Raw genomic sequence first — 18,607 nt, 5'->3', positions numbered from 1 at the left:
GTTCAACGCGATCTCCTCCAGCTCCGTGGCGACTTGGAACAACGCGCGTTCGTCTGCCGGCAGTTTCAGTGTATCGGCCCGTGTCATGATCTTCTCCAGGTAGCTCTTGGCAATGGCCGCCCGCGGATCGTACGACTTGTAGACGCGATGTCCCAGTCCGGAGATGCGCTGCCCATTGGCCTTGGCATCCTCGACGAATTCCTTCACGCTCTTGCCTGAATCACGAATCGCCTTAAGCTGGCGGAGCACGGCCTCGTTCGCGCCGCCATGCAACGGTCCGGACAGCGCATTGATGCCCGCCGCGACCGCGGAATACAGGTTGGCATGCGCCGAACCGGCGATACGTACCACGGAAGTGGAGCAGTTCTGCTCATGATCGGCGTGGATGATGAGCAGTCTACCGAGCGCATGCACGTATAGCGGGTCGGATTCGAACGGCTCGTACGGCACGGCGAAGCACATGCGCAGGAAGTCGTCCACGTAACCGCGCGAGTAGTCCGGGTACAGCATCGGCTCGTCACGGCGACGGCGGAAGATATAGCTCACGATGGTACGGGCCTTGGCCATGATGATGGTCGCAGCCTCGTCAAGCTGGTCGGAATCGTTGATGTCCGTGGTGTCCGGGTAGAACGTGGCGAGCGCGTTGACCGCGGATGCCATCACACTCATCGGATGCGCGGTGCGCGGGAAGGAGCCCATGAACGTACGGAAGTCCTCCCCCACCATCGTGCGGTGGTTGATGTCGGAGATGAAACGGTCGTACTGGTCCTTGTTCGGCAGTTCGCCGTGACGCAGCAGCCAAGCGACTTCAAGGAAGTCGGACTGCTCGCACAGCTGCTCGATCGGATAGCCACGATAGCGCAGAATCGAGTTCTTGCCGTCGATGTACGTGATTTTCGATTCGCACTGCGCGGTGGTCAGGAAGCCCGGATCGAGCGTGACCCAACCATCGTTGCGCAGCGTGGACACCACGATGCCGTCCGCGCCCGCCGTGGCCTCGACCACCGGCAGGGTGAAGTCCTTGGATTCCACACTCAGATTGGCTGTGGCCATATGTTCACTCCTTACCGATTAAAAAAGTATCGTCAACTATATGGCATACGCGTTTCGGCATGCTTCCATCGTCTCAAAAGCGAACGTTCCCGCATCGTTTCCGAAGCTGTGCAACGGTCAGAACGATGAAAGGGCCGTGCGTGTGATCGCACGGCCCTTGACGGGTATGTCGCTACGGACTAGTCGCGGACGGTGAGAATTTCCGGACCATTCTCGGTGATGGCGATGGTGTGCTCGCTGTGCGCGCCACGGGAGCCATCCTCGCTCTTCAGGGTCCAGCCGTCCTTCGGATCCTGGTAGATCTCGTCGGTGGTCTTGAGGAACCACGGTTCGATGGCGATGACCAGGCCCGGACGCAGCTTGTAGCCGTGATGCGCCCTGCCGTCGTTCGGCACGTGCGGATCGCCGTGCATGATGCGGCCCACGCCGTGGCCGCCGAATTCCAGGTTGATCGGATAGCCGTATTCGCGTGCGACGTCGCCGACGGCGCAGGACACGTCGCCCAGACGATTGCCGGGCTGCGCTGCGGCGATGCCGGCTTCCAGCGCCTCTTCGGTGCACTTGATCAGACGCAGGTCGTCGGGATGCTGCGTGCCGACGCAGAAGCTGATGGCGGAATCCGCGACCCAGCCATCGACGTTGATCGCCAGATCGAGGCTAATCAAGTCGCCGTCCTTCAGGTTGTAATCGTACGGAACGCCGTGCAGCACGGCATCGTTCACTGACGTGCAGATGTAGTGGGCGAACGGGCCGGTGCCGAAATCGGGCGCATAGTCGACATAGCAGGATGTGGCACCCTTGCGGTCCACGATACGCTTGTGGACGAATTCATCGATTTCCAGCAGATTGGTGCCGACTTTGGTGAAATCCTTCAGGTCGCGCAGGATGCCGCCGACGAAACGGCCCGCGGGCTTCATTGCTTCAATCTCTTTGGGAGTTTTCAGTTCAATCATGCCCTCAACCCTACTTCGCGGGCCATACAGCGCGAAGCCGCATTCCTCCTGCCGGATTTCGTCCAGACGATTGGCCGGAACGCTCCGTCTTGTCACCAAAGATGGATAGTGTGAAGCCATGAGTAATACTACGAATTCTTTGGTTTCAGGTATCGATCCGGCATCGTTCTCCGCCGTGACCGGCCCGGCACAGGATCTGTTCCGCTACGTCAACGGCCCATGGATCGACATGTACCGTCTTCCCGACGACCGTTCCCGTTACGGATCCTTCGACAAGCTCGCCGAGGACGCGGAGAACCAGATCCGCGACATCCTCGAAGAGGACGACTGCCCGGCGGTCAAGTCGCGCGCGCTGTACAAAAGCTTCCTCGACGTCGACGCCATCGACGCAGCCGGCCTTTCCGCCATCGAAAGCCAGCTCAGCTCCATCGACGCGGCCGGAGACAAAACGGCGCTCACCCGCGCGCTTGGCGCGATGAATCCGACCGGCGGCCCTGATCTGCTTGGCATCGCCGTCTACGGAGACCCGGGGGCGCCCGAGACCAATATCATCCACATCGAGCAGGATGGTCTGGGACTGCCGGATGAGGCCTATTACCGCGAGGACCACTACGCACCGATCCGCGAGGCGTATGTCGACATGGTCTCCAAACAGCTGAGGAACGCGCATCTCGCCGCCGACGCAGATGACGCCGACGCGCAGGCCAAGCGCTTCCTCGACGTCGAGACCCGCATCGCGTCGAACCATTGGGACAATGTGGCCACCCGCGATTCGGTGAAGACCTATAATCCGACCGATTACGCCGATTTGCAGGCAACGCTCGCCGATTTCAATCTCGGCGCATGGATCGAGGCATGGCAGACCGCCTATGATGCGACCACGGCCGCCGCCGCGCAGCCCTTGGATCTCCGCGGCTCGTTCGAGCACACGGTCGTCCATGAGCCGAGCTTCCTCTCCGGAATCAACGCATTCTGGAAGGAAACCCCGCTGGATGACCTCAAGCTGTGGGCCCGCGTGCATGTGATCATCGGCTCCGCCGTGGAACTTCCCCACGAATTCGACGAGACGAATTTCGATTTCTACGGCAGGACGCTGTCCGGACAGAAGGAGCAGCGCGTCCGCTGGAAGCGCGGCGTCTCGCTGGTCAATGGCGTCTGCGGCGAGGACGTCGGACGCGAATACGTGAAGCGGCACTTCCCCGAGACGTCCAAACAGCGCATGGAACAGTTGGTCGGCAACCTCATCGACGCCTACCGCGTGTCCATCTCCAGCTCCGCCTGGCTTGGGAATGAGACCAAGAAGAAGGCCTTGGAGAAGCTTTCCAAGTTCGTGCCGAAGATTGGATACACCAATCATTGGCGCGACTACTCCGCACTGGACGTGCGCGAGGACGCCGGCTTCGCCGAGAACATGCGCGCCGCGAACCTGTACGAGACCGGTTATCAGCTGGCCAAGGTCGGCAAGGCCGTGGACAAGGACGAATGGCTGATGAACCCGCAGACGGTGAACGCGTACTACGAGCCGACCATGAACGTGATCGTGTTCCCGGCCGCCATCCTGCAGCCGCCGTTCTTCAACCCGGACGCGGAGGACGCCGCGAACTACGGCGGCATCGGCGCCGTGATCGGCCATGAGATCGGCCACGGTTTCGACGACCAAGGCGCGCAATACGACGGCGACGGCAAGCTCAACGACTGGTGGACCAAAGAGGACAAGGCCAATTTCAAGGCGCTCACCCAGAAGCTCATCGACCAATACAACGAGTTCGTGCCGACACAGCTCGCCGAGAAGTACGCCGACGACCCGTCGAAGGCCCCGCACGTCAACGGCGCGCTGACCATCGGCGAGAACATCGGCGACCTGAGCGGCGTGAACATCGCGCTGAAGGCTTACGCGTTCGCGCTCGACGAGGCAGCGGGCCGCAGCAAGGACGGTTCGATGGAGGCCATCGAGGCCTCGCTCGCAGAAGCCCCTGAAATCGACGGTTTCACCGGTCTGCAGCGTTTCTTCCTGAGCTACGCCTCGATCTGGCGTACCAAGAACCGCGACGAGCTGGCCGAACAGTATCTGCAGATCGACCCCCACTCCCCCGCGGAATGCCGCACGAATGGCATCGCCCGCAATGTGGACCTGTTCCACAAGGCGTTCGATGTGAAGCCGGGCGACGGCATGTGGCTCGAACCGGAACAGCGGGTGCGCATTTGGTGACGGAGCGCGCAAGCGGTCCCATCGCCGGATAATCGTCAGAATCCATCGCCGCCGAACTCCTCCTGAGGGGCTTCGGCGGCATTTTCATCCATGCCGGCAGGCTGTTCGTCCCACGATTCAGCCGCATTGGCATCCCGTTCATCCAATATCTCGACGGGAGCCGCCTCCTGCGGCCGGTCGTCCCGCGCATACGGGTCGCGTGCGGAAGTCCGTTCCACGCGCGTGTCCTGACCGTCGTTCTGCTTGGCGAATCGGCGCAACGTGGACACCCCGTAATTGAGGTCATGCCCCGCCGCGTTCGCTTCCATGACCAGTTTCGACTGATGCTTGCCATTCTGGTCCACCCAGCTTTCCGAGGCCAGAACACCGGATACGATGACCGGCTCGCCTTTTTTGAACGATTGGCAGATGCTTTCGGAAAGGCCACGGTAGGCCTTCACCGTGATCCATGTGGTGGGCAGATCCCGCCACTGCTGCGTCCGACCATCGAAATAGCGCCTAGTGCTGGCCAGACGGAACGAACTGGCATGCGGCATGCCTTCCCGATTGAACTGGGTGGGGTTCCCGCCCACATATCCCGTGACGGTGAGGAGCCCTTGCTGCTGTGCCATGACCGGCCTTTCTACTCGATGGAAATGGTCCGCGGAAAGCGCCGAAGCCGGCGCGGAAGCGGCACACAGTCGGAGGTGGGTGTTGAGAGAGGAGCTCTGCGCGCCCTCCCCGCGTCCTTGCGTTTCCGCGGTAGTCACCACTATCTTCGACATGCCCTCATGCGCACAAGCCTGAACGGCGAATGTGGATAACCAACGGCATTCCGGGCGAGTCGTGGATAGCCGGTGGATAATTTCGGCTTTTCCACACCCATCCACAATCCATATGCGAGCAGGGTTTTTGCAATGTTCCCCATAAAAAAACGGAAGGCCACGCTCCTGCATGGTCTTCCGTCATAGTGCGACGCCGTATCGATCCGGCGTCATGCGTTTGCGGACATACTACTTGAGCATCGCCGCCACACGGTCGGCGATGGCCTGCGCAGCGTCCTCAACCGGCACCGCCTCGGCGTTCTCGCCATTGCGGTCGCGCACCTCGATGGTGCCGTTGTTGACGGTATCGCGTCCGGCGACGGCGATGATCGGCACGCCGATAAGCTCGGCATCCTTGAACTTGACGCCCGGAGAGACCTTCTTCCGGTCATCGAAGATGACCTCAATACCCTTGTTCTCGAGCTCGGCGATCAGCCGTTCGGCGGCTTCGAACGCGGCAGCGTCCTTGCCCGTGGCCACCACATGCACCTGCGCAGGAGCAATGACGGCCGGCCATGCCAGACCCTTCTCGTCGTGGTGCGTTTCGGCGATGCAGGCCATCACACGGGAGACGCCGATGCCGTAGGAACCCATCCACACCGGAACCGTCTTGCCGTTCTGGTCGAGCACCTTCAGGCCGAGCGCGTTGGAATACTTCAGACCGAGCTGGAACACCTGACCGATCTCCACGCCGCGTTCGAAGCTCAGGGGGCCGGAGCCGTCCGGGCTCATATCGCCGTGGCGGACCTCAACGGCCTCTACGGTGCCGTCAGCCTCGAAATCACGGCCGTACACCAAGTCGTAGTAGTCCACCTCATGCTCGTCGGCGCCGGTGAACCATGCGGAGCCGCGGGCGATGTGCGCGTCCACGAGGTAGCGCAGCGCGTCGCCGGTCTCGTCGGCGTTCTCGGCCTTCTTGCCGCCACGCGCCTGTGGGCCGAGCACCATCGGGCCGATGTAGCCCTTGACCAGTTCGGGGTGCTTCTTCAAGTCCTCTTCGGTGGCTTCCTCGATCTCGGCGGGGGCGAACTGCGCCTCAAGGCGCTTCATGTCCACTACGCGGTCGCCGGGCACGCCCACGACCACGAGCTCGCGCCACGGCTCGTCGTGGTTCTTGTCCTCGGCGTGCTTGACCGCGATGACGACGTTCTTCAGGATGTCGCTGGCCTGCCATGCGCGGCCGTCGCTGCGCGGATGGTTGGCGTTTGCGAACTCGACCATCTTGTCGATGGTCTCGGCGTTCGGCGTCGGACGCTTCTCGGCGGCCGGGGTGTTGGAATAGTCGATCGCCGGCGGTTCCGGAGTGGTCAGTGCCTCGACGTTCCACGCCTTGCCGGACGGGGACTGCGCAAAGGTGTCCTCGCCGATCTCCATCGGAGCGAGGAACTCCTCGGACTCGAAGCCACCCATCGGGCCGGCCATGGCGTGCACCGGCACATAGTCAAGGTCAAGACGCTTGAAGATGCGCTCGTATGCGCCGCGCTCATCCATATAGGCCTTGACGAGGCCTTCCTTGTCGAGGGTGAAGGAATAGGCGTCCTTCATGATGAATTCGCGGCCGCGGATAAGACCCGCGCGCGGACGGAACTCGTCACGGTACTTGGTCTGGATCTGGTACAGGGTCACCGGCAGGTCCTTGTACGAGGAGTACAGGTCCTTGACCAGCAGGGTGAACATCTCCTCATGGGTCGGAGCCAGCAGGTAATCGGCCTCGTGGCGGTCCTTCAGACGGAAGATGTTGTCACCGTACTCCTCCCAACGGTGGGTGGCCTCGTACGGCTCACGTGGCAGCAAACCGGAGAAGTGGACTTCCTGGGCGTCGATGGAGGCCATCTCCTCACGGATGATGTTCTCGATCTTGTTCAGGACATTGAGACCCAGCGGAAGCCAGGTCCAGATGCCCGGAGCGGCCTTGCGCAGATAGCAGGCGCGCTGCAGCAACTGGTCCGACACGACGTCGGCATCGGCGGGGTTCTCGCGCAACGTGCGCAGGAACATGGTAGACATACGAAGTGCTTTGGTCATACGCCCAAAGTTACTCAGGCAAGCAGACGTAACGGCATCGAACGGCCGCATAAACTGACGAAATCGTTTATTTATAACCTTATAAATAAGTCTTGCACAATGCTTATAATCACCCCTACGGGGACTCCGTCAGGCGAATCACGAAACACATCGCACGCGCCGCACGGAACGTTGGAGAGGAAAGACATGCGTCATATCACCGCGCATATTTCGATTTGGAACAAACTTGGCTGGATCGGCATCATCTGCTATCTCGTGTTCGCCATGGCAACGCCGGAAGTGCTTACCGGCGCGAACAAGTGGGTGGGCCTGAGCATGGCGCTGCTGTGCGCGGCCTTGATCTCGCTGCCTTGGCGCAAACCGCTCAATGTGGCCGCCATGGCCGGTCTGATGGCGTGGATCGTCATCGCGCGCGATTCCGGGGTTCGAAGCGCTTCAACGCAATCCCGTGTGGCTGCTCGTAGGCCTGGCCTGTGCAATCGCAAGCTGCTGGGACACCAATCCAGCCAGCGAGGAGGAAGAGAACGAGCTCGATCCGGATCTCGCACGCTCGTTGCAAGCGATGGGCTGACGCCTCATTCGTTAGAACAGCGCATCCTGCGCGAATTCGTCATCGCCTCCATCTGCGGATTTTGGCATACGGTCACGGAAGGCAGCGACGCCTTCGCGGACCAATACGCCGGCGGCCAACGCCGATTCCGACCGCAATCGCCCATCCAATCGAACCGCGTCCGGCGACACCAGGAACATACGCTCGTTGACTCCTTGCAGATACAGGCCATCGAGGCTTTCCACACGAGACAACGCCACATACCCCATGCCAGGTGCGAACGTGCGCCGCAGATCCATCACGGCACGGTCCAACGTCATGCCTTGCGATTTGTGGATGGTGATGGCCCATGCGCAACGCAGCGGCACCTGTTTGACCGTCGCCAGCACGGTGTCGCCGTCCTGCATTTCCCAGGAAGCCGGCTTCATGGTGACGATGTTGCCGTTTTCGAATTCGACGATAGGCCAGCCGCCTTTCGATTGGTCCGCAAAGCCACGCACGGTTCCCAGCGATCCATTGACGAACTGGCGGTCGGGGTCGTTGCGCACCGCCATCACCGCGGCTCCCGTCTTGAGCAGCAGCCGTTCCGGAGCGAGCATATTGCGTTTCATCCGTTCCACCATGGCGGCCGCGCCGGAGGATTCGGCTAGATACTCGTGCGGCTCCTCCTTGATTTCGAACAGACGCAGATCGTTGAGCGCGTCCGCCTGCCTGTTGACGGGAAACAGGTTCACCGCCTGCTGCCCCGGTTCCGGCAGCACGCCGAGTCTGGTCAGCAGGATGTCACGGTCGGCATCGTCCACGGCACCGTCACGGATGTCGGTCAGCACGTTCAGCAGTTTGCCGTCATCCTGACGATGCTGTTCGGTCAGATAGCAGATGACGGGGTCGAGTTCCCGCCATACCAGCGATTCGGTGACGAAGCCCTCCGGATTGAGACCGGCCTTGGCGTACCGCTCCCGACTGGCCAGGAATTCGGGTCCCGGAGCAATCAGGTCGTTGTTGCGCCCAGATACGGAGACGGGAGGCAATTGGAAGAAATCACCGGAAAGCACCACTTGCAGACCGCCGAACGGACGTTCATCGCGACGGATGATGCGGCAGACCTGGTCAACCATGTCGAACAACCATGCGTGCAGCATGGAGACCTCGTCGATGATGAGGATGTCAGCCTCACGCAACTTGCGTTTGCGACGTGTGCGGACGGTTTTGATCAGGCTGTCGGTCAGCGCGGTGGCCAGTCCTACACCACTCCAGGAATGGATGGTGGTGCCGTTGATGTGCGTGGCCGCGATGCCCGTGGACGCGGTGACGGACACGGAGGCGCCATCGGCACGTGCCTGACGTATGAATTCGTTGAGCACATACGTCTTGCCCGCACCGGGCGCGCCCGTCAGAAACACGTTCACGCCGGAACCCAGAATCGCAAGCGCCTCGCTTTGCCTCATACCGTGTCCCCTTTCCCTTATCCACACCCATGCGGACGCGATCGCACCGGCGACAGGTCAGACGATCAGCCTGTCCAGAACCTTGAGCACGCCATGATCGACGTTCGATGGAGCGATGTAACGTGCGGCGGATTTCAGGTCGGGATGCGCGTTGCCCATGGCGAACGACCAATCGCCGGTGCCAAGCATCAACGCGTCATTCAAATAATCGCCGAATACGGCGGTCTGCGCGGACGTGACGCCAAGCGCACGCTGCAATGCCTTCACACCCTGCATTTTGTCGGTTTCGGCGTTCATAATGTCGACCCACAGTTTGCCGGAGACGACCACCTGATAGTCCGTACGCAGATGCGTGAGATGCTCGTCGGTGAAACGTTCGGCATCGTCAAAGTCGAGCACCGCGAGTTTCAATATTATTTCGGCGTCGCCGCCCGGCTTATAGGCAGACGGTTCCTGGGCGACGTCCAGCACCGCGTGCAGATCATCCACAATGCGTAGCGCCGCGTAATACTTGCTCACCTCGTCGATGAACGGTTTGTCGGTACGTTGCACGTAGGCCGACTTGAGACCGCAGACCACCAAGCCCACATTACTGCCGGACGCCGCGGCAGCATCGATCAGGTCGATGACGTGCCGTGTGACATCCAAGTCGATGCCGTGCACCTCCATGACCTTGCCATCAAGCGCCACCACATTGCCGTTCTCGGCGATGTAGGAAAGCTCTTCCCCGCCAAGCAGTTGCGCGGCCTTGTCCGCGAACATGCCACGCAACGTGGCATACTGGCGTCCGGAAGCAGGGACGAATTCGACGCCGCGGCTCTTGAGACGGGCAAGCGTCGGCCAGAATCCGTCCGGAATCTCACTCCGTCCGTCAAGCAGGGTGCCGTCCATGTCGGCGACCACAAGACGGATGTCCTGCGGCTGGCTGATGGTGGTCCAATCGGCTGCGGTCATGCCGCTCCCTTCGTGCAATCGTCCGATTTCCACGGACATCGTATTCGATGAGGAATCAGTCCTTGTTGAGCAGGCTGGTGCGCTGGATGTCCGCAGCGATAGCCTTCGCCTCGGCCTCGTCCGGTCCCGGCACCGGGGCCATGAACGCCTTGCGGTAATAGCGCAGCTCGTCAAGCGATTCGATGATGTCGGCGAGCGCGCGGTGGCCGCCGTTCTTCGGCGGACGGTTGAGGTACACGGCCGGATACCAGCGGCGCGCGAGCTCCTTGAAGGTGCTCACGTCGATGGTGCGGTAATGCAGGTTCTCCATGAGGTCCGGCATGTAATGGTCGAGGAACTTCTTGTCGGAGCCGATGGTGTTGCCCGCGAGCAGGGGCTTGACGCCATCCGGGGTGAACCGCTTGACGTATTCGATGACCTTGGTCTGCGCCTCGTCGAGGCTCAGACCGTTCTCCCACTCGTTGATCAGTCCGGAACGGGTGTGCATGGCGCGCACGAAATCGTTCATATGGTCGACGGCCTTCTGGCTGGGCTTGATCACGTAGTCGACGCCTTCGTCGAGCACGTTCAGGTCGAAGTCGGTCGGCACCGCGGACACTTCGACGAGCTCGTCGCCGCCGAAGATGTCCAATCCGGTCATCTCGCAATCGATCCAGATCAGGCGCGAGCCTGCGGACGTGTATGTTTCGCCATCATGTGCATCTACCATCGTTGCCTCGTTTCGGTTTGGGTTCCTCGCCCCACGTTCTTTTGCGCGGGCCGAACATACGAAGATACCGCGAGGTAGGTACGTGATTCCCGGCAGGTGGCGCGAAAAACGGGAAGTCCCGTTCCACAGCTCCTGCCATGGGACGGGACTTCACTCGATCGGACCGTCGTCCGAACACTCACTGGCGGCCGGAGTAGTTCGGCGCTTCGGCGGTCATGACGATGTCGTGCGGGTGGGATTCACGCAGACCAGCATCGGTGATGCGGATGAACTTGCCACGTTCCGGCATTTCGGCGATGTTGTGGGCGCCGATGTAGAACATGGACTGGTGCAGGCCGCCGATCATCTGGTAGAGCACGGCGTTGAGCGCGCCGCGGTACGGCACTTCGCCTTCGACGCCTTCCGGAACGACCTTGTCGTTGGACGTGACGTCGGCCTGGAAGTAGCGGTCCTTGGAGTAGGACTTCTTGCCGCGCGGAGCCATGGCTCCAAGGGAGCCCATGCCACGGTACAGCTTGTACTGCTTGCCGTGCAGAAGCACCTTCTCGCCCGGAGCCTCCTCGCAGCCGGCAAGCACGCCGCCGAGCATCACGGAGGATGCGCCGGCGACCAGAGCCTTGGCGATGTCTCCGGAGTAGTGGATGCCACCGTCGGCGATGCACGGCACGCCCGCCGCGCGGCAGGCCTGAGCCGCCTCGTACACGGCGGTGAGCTGCGGGACGCCGACGCCGGCGACCACGCGGGTGGTGCAGATGGAGCCCGGTCCGACACCGACCTTGACAGCGTCAACACCGGCGTCGATCATGGCCTGCGCACCCTGACGGGTGGCGACGTTACCGCCGATGATGTCCACTCCGTCGAACGCGGAGTCGGACTTAAGGCGACGGATCATATCGAGGGCGAGCTTGGCCTCGCCATTGGCGGTGTCGACCACGAGCACGTCGACACCGGCCTCCATCAGAGCGGAGGCACGGTTGTAGGCGTCGCCGAGGAAGCCGATGCCGGCGGCGACACGCAGACGGCCCTGCTCGTCCTTGGTGGCGTCCGGATACTGTTCGGTCTTGACGAAGTCCTTGACGGTGATCAGGCCGGTCAGGTGGCCTTCGGCGTCGACCAACGGCAGCTTCTCGACCTTGTGCTTGGCCAGCAGGTCGTGGGCGTCCTCCTTGGAGATGTTGGACGGGCCGGTGATGAGGTTCTCGCGGGTCATCACTTCGGAGACCTTCAGACGGTCGTAATCCTCGGAAGCGATGAAACGCATGTCGCGGTTGGTGATGATGCCGACGAGCTTGTTGTCCTTGTCCACGACCGGCAGTCCGGAGATGTGGAAGCGACCGCACAGCTTGTCGAGATCGGCCAAGGTCACGTCCGGGCTCACGGTGAGCGGATCGTTGATCATGCCGGATTCGGAACGCTTGACGATGTCGACCTGTGCGGCCTGGTCATCGATGGAGAGGTTGCGGTGCAGCACGCCGATGCCGCCGTTGCGAGCCATGGCGATGGCCATGTCGGACTCGGTGACGGTGTCCATGGCCGCGGAGATGGCCGGGACCTTCATCGTGATGTTGCGGGTGAGATGAGTGGTGGTGTCCACTTCGGACGGAATGACATCCGTCTCGTTCGGCAGCAGCAGCACATCGTCATATGCGAGGCCAAGCTGGGCGAAAATAGGAGGAAGTGGGGCGAACGTGGAATCTGCATTCATATCAGGAATTGTAGCCATAAATCCACTATATGAACGTGTGCTGACTAACTGCGACACGGCCCACGGAAGCAGAAAAAACCATTATCGACGAACTCTACGCACGCCGTTTGGCAAAGCGTTTCACCAGATTAGCGGCGCTTACTACTACGTAACTATCTATACGCGGACACGCAATCAGCGTCCGCCGCGAGACCTGCCTCCACGGGAACGACCAACCGACGCATGACGCGCATCGGCTTCGATGGCCGCGTTCTCCTCCCGAATCTCCGGAATACGATGCCTCAGATACGGATACATCGTGGCGACCGTCAGCAACGCCGCCGCAACAAGAAAACCGATCAGCACATAGCTCGCCCGGAAAAACAGGATCATAATCGAACCGAACGCGATCAGCGCTGCCCAACCCCACAGAATCAGCACCGCGCCCTGCACAGTGTGTCCGATGCGTAGCATGCGGTGGTGCAGGTGCATGCGGTCCGGATGCATCGGCGACTGTCCTTTGCTCAGACGCCGCACAATCGCCAGACACATGTCGAGGATCGGCAGGAACAGCACCAGCATCGGCAGCAAAATCGGCATGAATACCGGCAGGTAGATACTGGCATGGATGGAAGCCGGGTCGAGACGGCCCGTCATGACGATCGACGCGCAGGTGATCAGATAGCCGAGCAGCATGGAGCCGGAATCGCCCATGAACAGTTTCGCGGGATGCCAGTTGTGCAGCAGGAAGCCAACGCACATGCCCACCATGGCTATGTCGATCAGCGTGGCCATGGATGCATACGATGGCGAATTTCGCGCGATGATATACGAATAGATGGCGAAGGCGATGCCGCCGATCGCCACGATGCCCGATGCGAGGCCATCCAAGCCGTCCACGAAATTGACGGCGTTGATGGACGCGACGATCAGGAACGCCGTGATGGCCATGGACAGGCTCGGCGACGCGGTGACAAGCGAGCCCAACGGCAACGAGATGATCTGCAGTCCGCCCCATGCCACGAAAACGGAGATGAGCAGCTGACCGGCAAGCTTGAGCATCCAGTCAAGATCCCACAGGTCATCGGCCATGCCGAGCAGGCTGATCATGATGGCTCCGGCGAGAATCACCCACGCCTGATGCGATTGGGTGAACAACCCTTCGATGAACGGGATGTGCGAAGCGAACAGCATGGCCACGGTGAAGCCGATAAGCATGCCCAATCCACCCATACGCGGTGTCGGAACGGTATGCACGTCACGCGCGCGCACTTCTCCGACGGCGCCGATCTCGATGGCGATATGCCGGATCAGCGGGGTGAGCAGGTAGGTTACGCCGCCTGCGATCGCGGCAATGAACAGGTAGATTCTCATACGCCCAATGCACCGCCGTTCAATGTCAAAGCCTTGCGGATGACCGGCTCGCGGATCACTCCCTCCCGAAGAATCACAATGCCGTCACGCTCATGCGGATCGGCTCCGACCACCGTGGACGCCACATGACCGGGCGTCGCGCCTCCGTCCAGATACAGGTCCACCGCGTCGCCGAGCGCCTCCTTGGCCTCCTGGACCGTCTGCGCGCTTTCCTCGCCGGAACGGTTGGCGCTGGTCGCGGCCAATGGTCCCGTGGCGCGCAGGACACGCAACGCGACCGCGGAATTGGGGATGCGCACGCCCTGTGTGGACCTGCCGCTCACCGGATCGTGCCGCACGGTGGCGAGCGAGCAATCATCCTCCGCTTCGGCTATCGGCGAAAAAGCGCCCGGCATGAACATGGCAGCCAGTCGATTCAACGGCACAGGCAATGTCAGATGCAGCTTCTCCATGCTTTCAATCGATGGCAGCAGCACCTGCAACGACTTGTATTTCGGGCGCCTCTTGGCTTCGAAGACCTTGCGAATCGCCTCGATATTGCGCGGATCGCAGGCAACGCCGTACACGGTGTCCGTGGGAATGACCACCAATCCGCCATCATGGATGATTTCAACGGCCCGGGCAAGGGATTCGTCGTTTATCGTGCAAATCTCGCTCATGACACCTCCCTTTCAGCCAATCAACTCACCTATTGTACGGCATGGCTCATGGCGCCCCTCGTGCCGCGGAAACGCCCATCCCCGGTGCGGGACAAACGAAACGGGCATGATACCTGATGTATCATGCCCGTTTCCATGTCGAAACTCCCCCGATGCCAAGCGGCCCGAGGCAATGGCTACGCGCCCAGATATGCCTTGCGCACCTGTTCGTTGTTGAGCAGGTCCTTGGCGTCGCCTTCCATGGTGATGCGGCCGGTTTCCAGCACATACGCACGGTCGGCGATCGACAGCGCCATCTTGGCGTTCTGCTCGACCAGCAGCACCGTGATGCCCTGCTCGTGCAGCTTACGAATGATGGAGAAGATCTCCTTGACGAGCTTCGGCGACAGGCCCATGGACGGTTCGTCCATAAGAACCGTCTTCGGATGGCTCATGAGAGCGCGGCCCATGGCGAGCATCTGCTGCTCGCCGCCGGACAGCGTGCCGGCCTTCTGGTTGCGGCGTTCCTTCAGACGCGGGAACAGGCCGTAGACCATGTCGAGGTCCTTCTTGATGTCGGACTGGTCCTTCAGGCTGAACGCGCCCATCTCGAGGTTCTCCTCGACGCCCATGCGCGTGAAGACGTGACGGCCCTCCGGAATGTGCGCCATGCCAAGGGTCACGATCTTGTTGCTGTGCGTCTTGAGCAGGTCGACGCCGTTGTACATGACGGAACCGGACTTCGCCGGCACCAGACCGGTGATAGTGTGCAGCGTGGTGGTCTTGCCTGCGCCGTTCGCGCCGATCAGGGACACGATCTCGCCGTCGTTCACGGTGAAGCTGATGTCCTTGACGGCTTCGATGGCACCGTACGAAACGGAAAGGTTCTTGACTTCCAGCATCAGGCCTCCTCCTCGCTTTCGTCATCGTCATCATCGGAACCCAGATATGCGGAGATAACCTGCGGATTGTTGGCGATCTCCTCCGGCGTGCCAGATGCGATGGTGCGTCCGTAATCAAGCACCTGGATGCGCTGGCAGACGTTCATCACCAGGCTCATGTCATGTTCGATCAACAGGATGGCAATGCCGAAACGGTCGCGGATGGTATTGATGCAGTTGAGCAGGTCCTCGGTTTCCGTAGGATTCATGCCGGCGGCCGGCTCATCGAGCAGCAACAGCTTCATGCCAGTGGCAAGAGCACGGGCGATTTCCAGCTTGCGCTGCGCACCGTACGGCAGGTTCGCGGCCTCGGTTTCCGCCAAGCCCTCAAGCCCGAAGATCTTGAGCAGATCGATGGCCTTGGCATGCATCTCGCGTTCCTGCTTCCAGAATTTCGGAGTGCGGAAGATCACGCCACCCATATGGTAGCTGAACGATTCGTTGAACGCGACCAGCACGTTCTCCTCGACGGTCATCTGTCCGAACAGGCGGATGTTCTGGAAGGTTCTGGCGATTCCGGCGCGTACCACCTGATACGTCTTCTTGCCGTTCATGCGTTCGCCGTCCAGGAAGAACTCGCCTTCCGTGGGCTGGTACACGCCGGTCAGCAGGTTGAACACGGTGGTCTTGCCGGCGCCGTTCGGTCCGATCAGACCGATGAGCTCGCCGGAGTTGATGGTCATATTGAAGTCGGATACGGCCTTCAGGCCTCCGAAGGTGATGCCGAGATGCTCGGCCCTGAGGATTGGCTCGCTCATGCCTTCGCCTCCTTGGTCTTGGTGGCCTTTTCGGCGCTCTTGCCGGCCTTCACGGCCTTCTCGGACTTGCCGTCGGTCCCGTCCTGCTTGGACTTGCCGTGCTCCTTGACCTTCACCGGATAGAACAGCTTGTTGATGACCTTGGTCAGGGAGAACTCCCAGTTGCCGAAGATGCCCTGCGGACGGAAGATCATGATGAGCACCAGAGCCACCGAATACACCAGCATGCGGTAGCTGGAGAATGCACGGAGCAGTTCCGGAAGAATCGTCAGGCCGATGGCGGAGACGATGGAACCGGTCAGGGAGCCCATACCGCCGAACACGACCATGATCACATAGTTGATCGACTGCAGCCAGCCGGCCATGGCCGGGTTGAGCGAGCCGATGTACTGCGCGAAGATGCCGCCTGCGATGCCCGCGAAGAACGCGGAGATGGCGAAGACGAGCACCTTCATGTAGGTGATGTTGATGCCGGATGCGCTTGCCGCGATCTCATCGTCGCGGATGGCCTTGACGGCACGTCCGTAACGGGAGCGGGCGAACATGAACAGCAACACCACGGTGACGACGGTAATCCAGAACACGACGTACAGGTTGGCGAGTCGGTCGATGCCGATCAGCGCCTGTCCCGCGGCTCCCTTGTCAAGGCCCATGCCGCCGGCGACCTTCAGGTTCTGGATGATCACACGGATGATCTCGCCGAAGCCGAGCGTGATGATCGCCAGGTAATCGCCATGCAGACGCAGGGCGGGGATGCCGACCAGCACGCCGAAGACGCAGGCGACCACACCGCCGACGAGGGTGGTGAACAGGAATCGCAGGGTCGGATCCATTGCAACGCCGTTGGCGACGAGCAGCTTGCTCATCAGAGCAGCACTGTACGCACCGATTGCCTCGAAGCCGCAGCAACCCAACGTGAGCTGTCCAAGCACGCCGATGGTGAGGTTCAGCGAGGTGGTCATGATGATGGCGATGCAGCAGGTCATCATGATGCCCTTGATGTAGGCGTTGACCAGACCGGATTCGCACACGCCCATCAGGATGCCGAACAGCGCGACCACGCCGATCGCGCAGATCAGATAGGACTGTTTGGTGGAAAGCATTGATTTCTTCATAGGGTCACACCTTCTCGGTTTCCGGTTCGCCCATCAGGCCGGACGGCTTGACCAGGAGCACGATGATGAGGATGCCGAACACGATGGCGTCGGAGAACGCGGACGTGATGATACCGCCGGTGATGGTGCCGATGTACGCCTTGGTCAGGCTTTCGACCACGCCGATCACCAGACCGCCGACCATGGCGCCCGGGATGGAGCCGATGCCGCCGAGCACGGCCGCGACGAAGGCCTTCAGGCCCAGCATCGCGCCCATCATCGGGGACACCTGCGGATAGGAGACGCAGTACATCAGCGATGCGACCGCCGCGAGGCCCGAACCGATGGCGAACGTGAGCGTGATGGTGGAGTTCACGTTGATGCCCATCAGAATCGAGGCCTCTTTGTCTTCGGAGACGGCGCGCATGGCCTTGCCCTGCTTGGTGTAGGTGACGAACAGCTGCAGCGCGACCATGATGATCACGCCAAGCACGATGGTGATGATGGTGGCGCCGTCAATCTTCAGCTTGCCGATCGACAACGTCGGAATCTGGATGATGGTGGGGACGGTCTGGTAGTCGGCGCCGAAGATGGCCTGGGAGCCGTTCTCCAGCAGAAGGCTCATTGCGATTGCGGTGATGAGGGCCGTCATGCTGTTGCCCTTCTCACGCACCGGCTTGTATGCGGCCCTCTCCACGATGACGCCTACCGCCACGCACATGAGGATCGCGGGAATGACGGCCACCCATGCGGGCAGGCCGAAAGCGACAATCGCCGGAATGGTAAGCATCAGCACGTAGGAGCCGACCATGATGAAATCGCCGTGCGCGAAGTTGATCAGACGGATGATGCCGTAGACCATGGTGTAGCCGAGTGCCACGAGCGAGTACACGCTGCCGATTTTCAGACCATTGAAGATCTGGCTGATGAACATGATGATCTGATTGCCCATCACTCCTCCTTTCAAAGTTTGGTTGGCATCGGGCGGCTTGGCCCGATGAATCATGAATGATTATGAATGAATGTGGATGAATCCGCCTTGATACGCGAAAGGGAGAGAACCGGTTTCCCGGTTCCCTCCTCTTACGTGTTCAGGCTTTCAAAATCCTGTCTCCAAGCGGTTGGAAATCACTTGGACGGCTGGATGGTGGTCTTGTACTCCGGCTTGCCGTCCTTGAGCTCAAGGACGATGACGGACTTCTTCGGAGAGCCCTTCTTGTCCAGCGTGAAGTTGCCGGTCACGCCTTCGAAGCTCATGCCGGAGATGGCGTTGCGCACGGACTCGCGGGTGGCGTTCTTGCCGGCCTTCTCGATCGCCTGCTTCATCATGTACACGGAGTCGTAGCCCAGTGCGGTGAAGGTGTTCGGATCGGCGTTCTTGTTGGCCTTCTTGTAGGACTTGATGAAGTCCTGC

General features: G+C 61.0%; 17 protein-coding genes. 2 read left to right on the top strand and 15 right to left on the bottom strand.

Features of this window, described 5'->3' with window-relative positions; genetic code table 11:
* Window positions 1-1,053: citrate/2-methylcitrate synthase (locus ACR0P8_RS06265; protein ID WP_432624284.1), on the bottom strand; the 1,053-nt coding region annotated here is incomplete at its 3' end.
* Window positions 1,054-1,232: 179 nt separating this feature from the next.
* Window positions 1,233-2,006, bottom strand: a complete 774-nt coding sequence (map, locus tag ACR0P8_RS06260) for a type I methionyl aminopeptidase (protein WP_026646286.1) — start codon at window positions 2,004-2,006, stop codon at window positions 1,233-1,235.
* 118 nt (window positions 2,007-2,124) lie between these two features.
* On the opposite strand from map, the gene ACR0P8_RS06255 reads away from it, so the two are divergent.
* Window positions 2,125-4,215: a M13 family metallopeptidase gene (locus tag ACR0P8_RS06255; protein ID WP_432624283.1), complete on the top strand. Its 2,091-nt coding sequence runs from the start codon at window positions 2,125-2,127 to the stop codon at window positions 4,213-4,215.
* A gap of 35 nt (window positions 4,216-4,250) precedes the next feature.
* Here the strand turns inward: ACR0P8_RS06255 and ACR0P8_RS06250 are convergent, their stop codons facing one another.
* Both ACR0P8_RS06250 and ACR0P8_RS06245 read right to left on the bottom strand, forming a co-directional pair.
* Window positions 4,251-4,826: a single-stranded DNA-binding protein gene (locus ACR0P8_RS06250; RefSeq protein WP_432624282.1), complete on the bottom strand. Its 576-nt coding sequence runs from the start codon at window positions 4,824-4,826 to the stop codon at window positions 4,251-4,253.
* Window positions 4,827-5,207: 381 nt separating this feature from the next.
* Window positions 5,208-7,043, bottom strand: a complete 1,836-nt coding sequence (locus ACR0P8_RS06245; RefSeq protein WP_432624281.1) for a proline--tRNA ligase — start codon at window positions 7,041-7,043, stop codon at window positions 5,208-5,210.
* Window positions 7,044-7,491: 448 nt separating this feature from the next.
* Between ACR0P8_RS06245 and ACR0P8_RS06240 the strand changes: the two genes are divergently transcribed.
* A complete protein-coding gene (locus ACR0P8_RS06240; RefSeq protein ID WP_432624280.1) occupies window positions 7,492-7,614 on the top strand; it encodes a hypothetical protein in 123 nt (40 codons plus the stop codon).
* 11 nt (window positions 7,615-7,625) lie between these two features.
* On the opposite strand, the gene ACR0P8_RS06235 is transcribed toward ACR0P8_RS06240, so the two are convergent.
* The 11 genes from ACR0P8_RS06235 to ACR0P8_RS06185 all read right to left on the bottom strand — a co-directional run.
* Entirely contained in the window at window positions 7,626-9,041 is a 1,416-nt protein-coding gene (locus ACR0P8_RS06235) for a PIF1 family DEAD/DEAH box helicase (RefSeq protein ID WP_432624279.1), read from the bottom strand.
* Between the two features lie 57 nt (window positions 9,042-9,098).
* On the bottom strand, window positions 9,099-9,995 hold the full coding sequence (locus ACR0P8_RS06230) for an HAD hydrolase family protein (protein ID WP_432624278.1): 897 nt from the start codon (window positions 9,993-9,995) through the stop codon (window positions 9,099-9,101).
* A gap of 55 nt (window positions 9,996-10,050) precedes the next feature.
* Complete coding sequence (gene orn / locus ACR0P8_RS06225; protein ID WP_432624277.1) at window positions 10,051-10,704, bottom strand: oligoribonuclease; 654 nt, start codon at window positions 10,702-10,704, stop codon at window positions 10,051-10,053.
* A gap of 178 nt (window positions 10,705-10,882) precedes the next feature.
* Window positions 10,883-12,427 carry an IMP dehydrogenase gene (guaB, locus tag ACR0P8_RS06220; protein ID WP_288267708.1) on the bottom strand — a complete coding sequence of 515 codons (1,545 nt, stop codon included), beginning with the start codon at window positions 12,425-12,427 and terminating at the stop codon, window positions 10,883-10,885.
* Between the two features lie 156 nt (window positions 12,428-12,583).
* Window positions 12,584-13,762, bottom strand: a complete 1,179-nt coding sequence (locus ACR0P8_RS06215; protein ID WP_432624276.1) for an MraY family glycosyltransferase — start codon at window positions 13,760-13,762, stop codon at window positions 12,584-12,586.
* The gene (locus tag ACR0P8_RS06210; protein WP_432624275.1) at window positions 13,759-14,421 is read right to left on the bottom strand and encodes an L-threonylcarbamoyladenylate synthase; all 663 of its coding nucleotides are present in this window, start codon (window positions 14,419-14,421) and stop codon (window positions 13,759-13,761) included. Before ACR0P8_RS06210 ends, ACR0P8_RS06215 begins: the two co-directional genes overlap by 4 nt.
* Before the next feature lie 176 nt (window positions 14,422-14,597).
* A complete protein-coding gene (locus tag ACR0P8_RS06205) occupies window positions 14,598-15,302 on the bottom strand; it encodes an ABC transporter ATP-binding protein (RefSeq protein ID WP_432624274.1) in 705 nt (234 codons plus the stop codon).
* Complete coding sequence (locus ACR0P8_RS06200) at window positions 15,302-16,099, bottom strand: ABC transporter ATP-binding protein (protein ID WP_432624273.1); 798 nt, start codon at window positions 16,097-16,099, stop codon at window positions 15,302-15,304. The genes ACR0P8_RS06205 and ACR0P8_RS06200 overlap by 1 nt, the downstream gene beginning before the upstream one ends.
* Window positions 16,096-17,214 carry a branched-chain amino acid ABC transporter permease gene (locus ACR0P8_RS06195; RefSeq protein WP_432624272.1) on the bottom strand — a complete coding sequence of 373 codons (1,119 nt, stop codon included), beginning with the start codon at window positions 17,212-17,214 and terminating at the stop codon, window positions 16,096-16,098. The genes ACR0P8_RS06200 and ACR0P8_RS06195 overlap by 4 nt, the downstream gene beginning before the upstream one ends.
* A 4-nt stretch (window positions 17,215-17,218) precedes the next feature.
* Entirely contained in the window at window positions 17,219-18,145 is a 927-nt protein-coding gene (locus ACR0P8_RS06190) for a branched-chain amino acid ABC transporter permease (RefSeq protein WP_026646272.1), read from the bottom strand.
* A 176-nt stretch (window positions 18,146-18,321) separates the two neighbouring features.
* The coding region (locus ACR0P8_RS06185; RefSeq protein ID WP_432624271.1) for an ABC transporter substrate-binding protein at window positions 18,322-18,607 on the bottom strand (286 nt) is incomplete at its 5' end.

It is taken from the genome of Bifidobacterium sp. (genome assembly GCF_050874245.1).
GTDB lineage: Bacteria > Actinomycetota > Actinomycetes > Actinomycetales > Bifidobacteriaceae > Bifidobacterium.
Note: the sequence above shows the minus strand (reverse complement) of the source record. Positions and strands in the feature narration are given on the sequence as shown.

What these genes read in the sequence shown, in the direction of transcription:
- map (WP_026646286.1), bottom strand. Translation starts at nt 2,006, where the DNA reads ATGATTGAACTGAAAACTCCCAAAGAGATTGAAGCAATGAAGCCCGCG.
- ACR0P8_RS06215 (WP_432624276.1), bottom strand. Translation starts at nt 13,762, where the DNA reads ATGAGAATCTACCTGTTCATTGCCGCGATCGCAGGCGGCGTAACCTAC.
- ACR0P8_RS06205 (WP_432624274.1), bottom strand. Translation starts at nt 15,302, where the DNA reads ATGCTGGAAGTCAAGAACCTTTCCGTTTCGTACGGTGCCATCGAAGCC.
- ACR0P8_RS06190 (WP_026646272.1), bottom strand. Translation starts at nt 18,145, where the DNA reads ATGGGCAATCAGATCATCATGTTCATCAGCCAGATCTTCAATGGTCTG.
- guaB (WP_288267708.1), bottom strand. Translation starts at nt 12,427, where the DNA reads ATGGCTACAATTCCTGATATGAATGCAGATTCCACGTTCGCCCCACTT.
- ACR0P8_RS06255 (WP_432624283.1), top strand. Translation starts at nt 2,125, where the DNA reads ATGAGTAATACTACGAATTCTTTGGTTTCAGGTATCGATCCGGCATCG.
- ACR0P8_RS06250 (WP_432624282.1), bottom strand. Translation starts at nt 4,826, where the DNA reads ATGGCACAGCAGCAAGGGCTCCTCACCGTCACGGGATATGTGGGCGGG.
- orn (WP_432624277.1), bottom strand. Translation starts at nt 10,704, where the DNA reads ATGGTAGATGCACATGATGGCGAAACATACACGTCCGCAGGCTCGCGC.
- ACR0P8_RS06195 (WP_432624272.1), bottom strand. Translation starts at nt 17,214, where the DNA reads ATGAAGAAATCAATGCTTTCCACCAAACAGTCCTATCTGATCTGCGCG.
- ACR0P8_RS06230 (WP_432624278.1), bottom strand. Translation starts at nt 9,995, where the DNA reads ATGACCGCAGCCGATTGGACCACCATCAGCCAGCCGCAGGACATCCGT.
- ACR0P8_RS06210 (WP_432624275.1), bottom strand. Translation starts at nt 14,421, where the DNA reads ATGAGCGAGATTTGCACGATAAACGACGAATCCCTTGCCCGGGCCGTT.
- ACR0P8_RS06245 (WP_432624281.1), bottom strand. Translation starts at nt 7,043, where the DNA reads ATGACCAAAGCACTTCGTATGTCTACCATGTTCCTGCGCACGTTGCGC.
- ACR0P8_RS06235 (WP_432624279.1), bottom strand. Translation starts at nt 9,041, where the DNA reads ATGAGGCAAAGCGAGGCGCTTGCGATTCTGGGTTCCGGCGTGAACGTG.
- ACR0P8_RS06200 (WP_432624273.1), bottom strand. Translation starts at nt 16,099, where the DNA reads ATGAGCGAGCCAATCCTCAGGGCCGAGCATCTCGGCATCACCTTCGGA.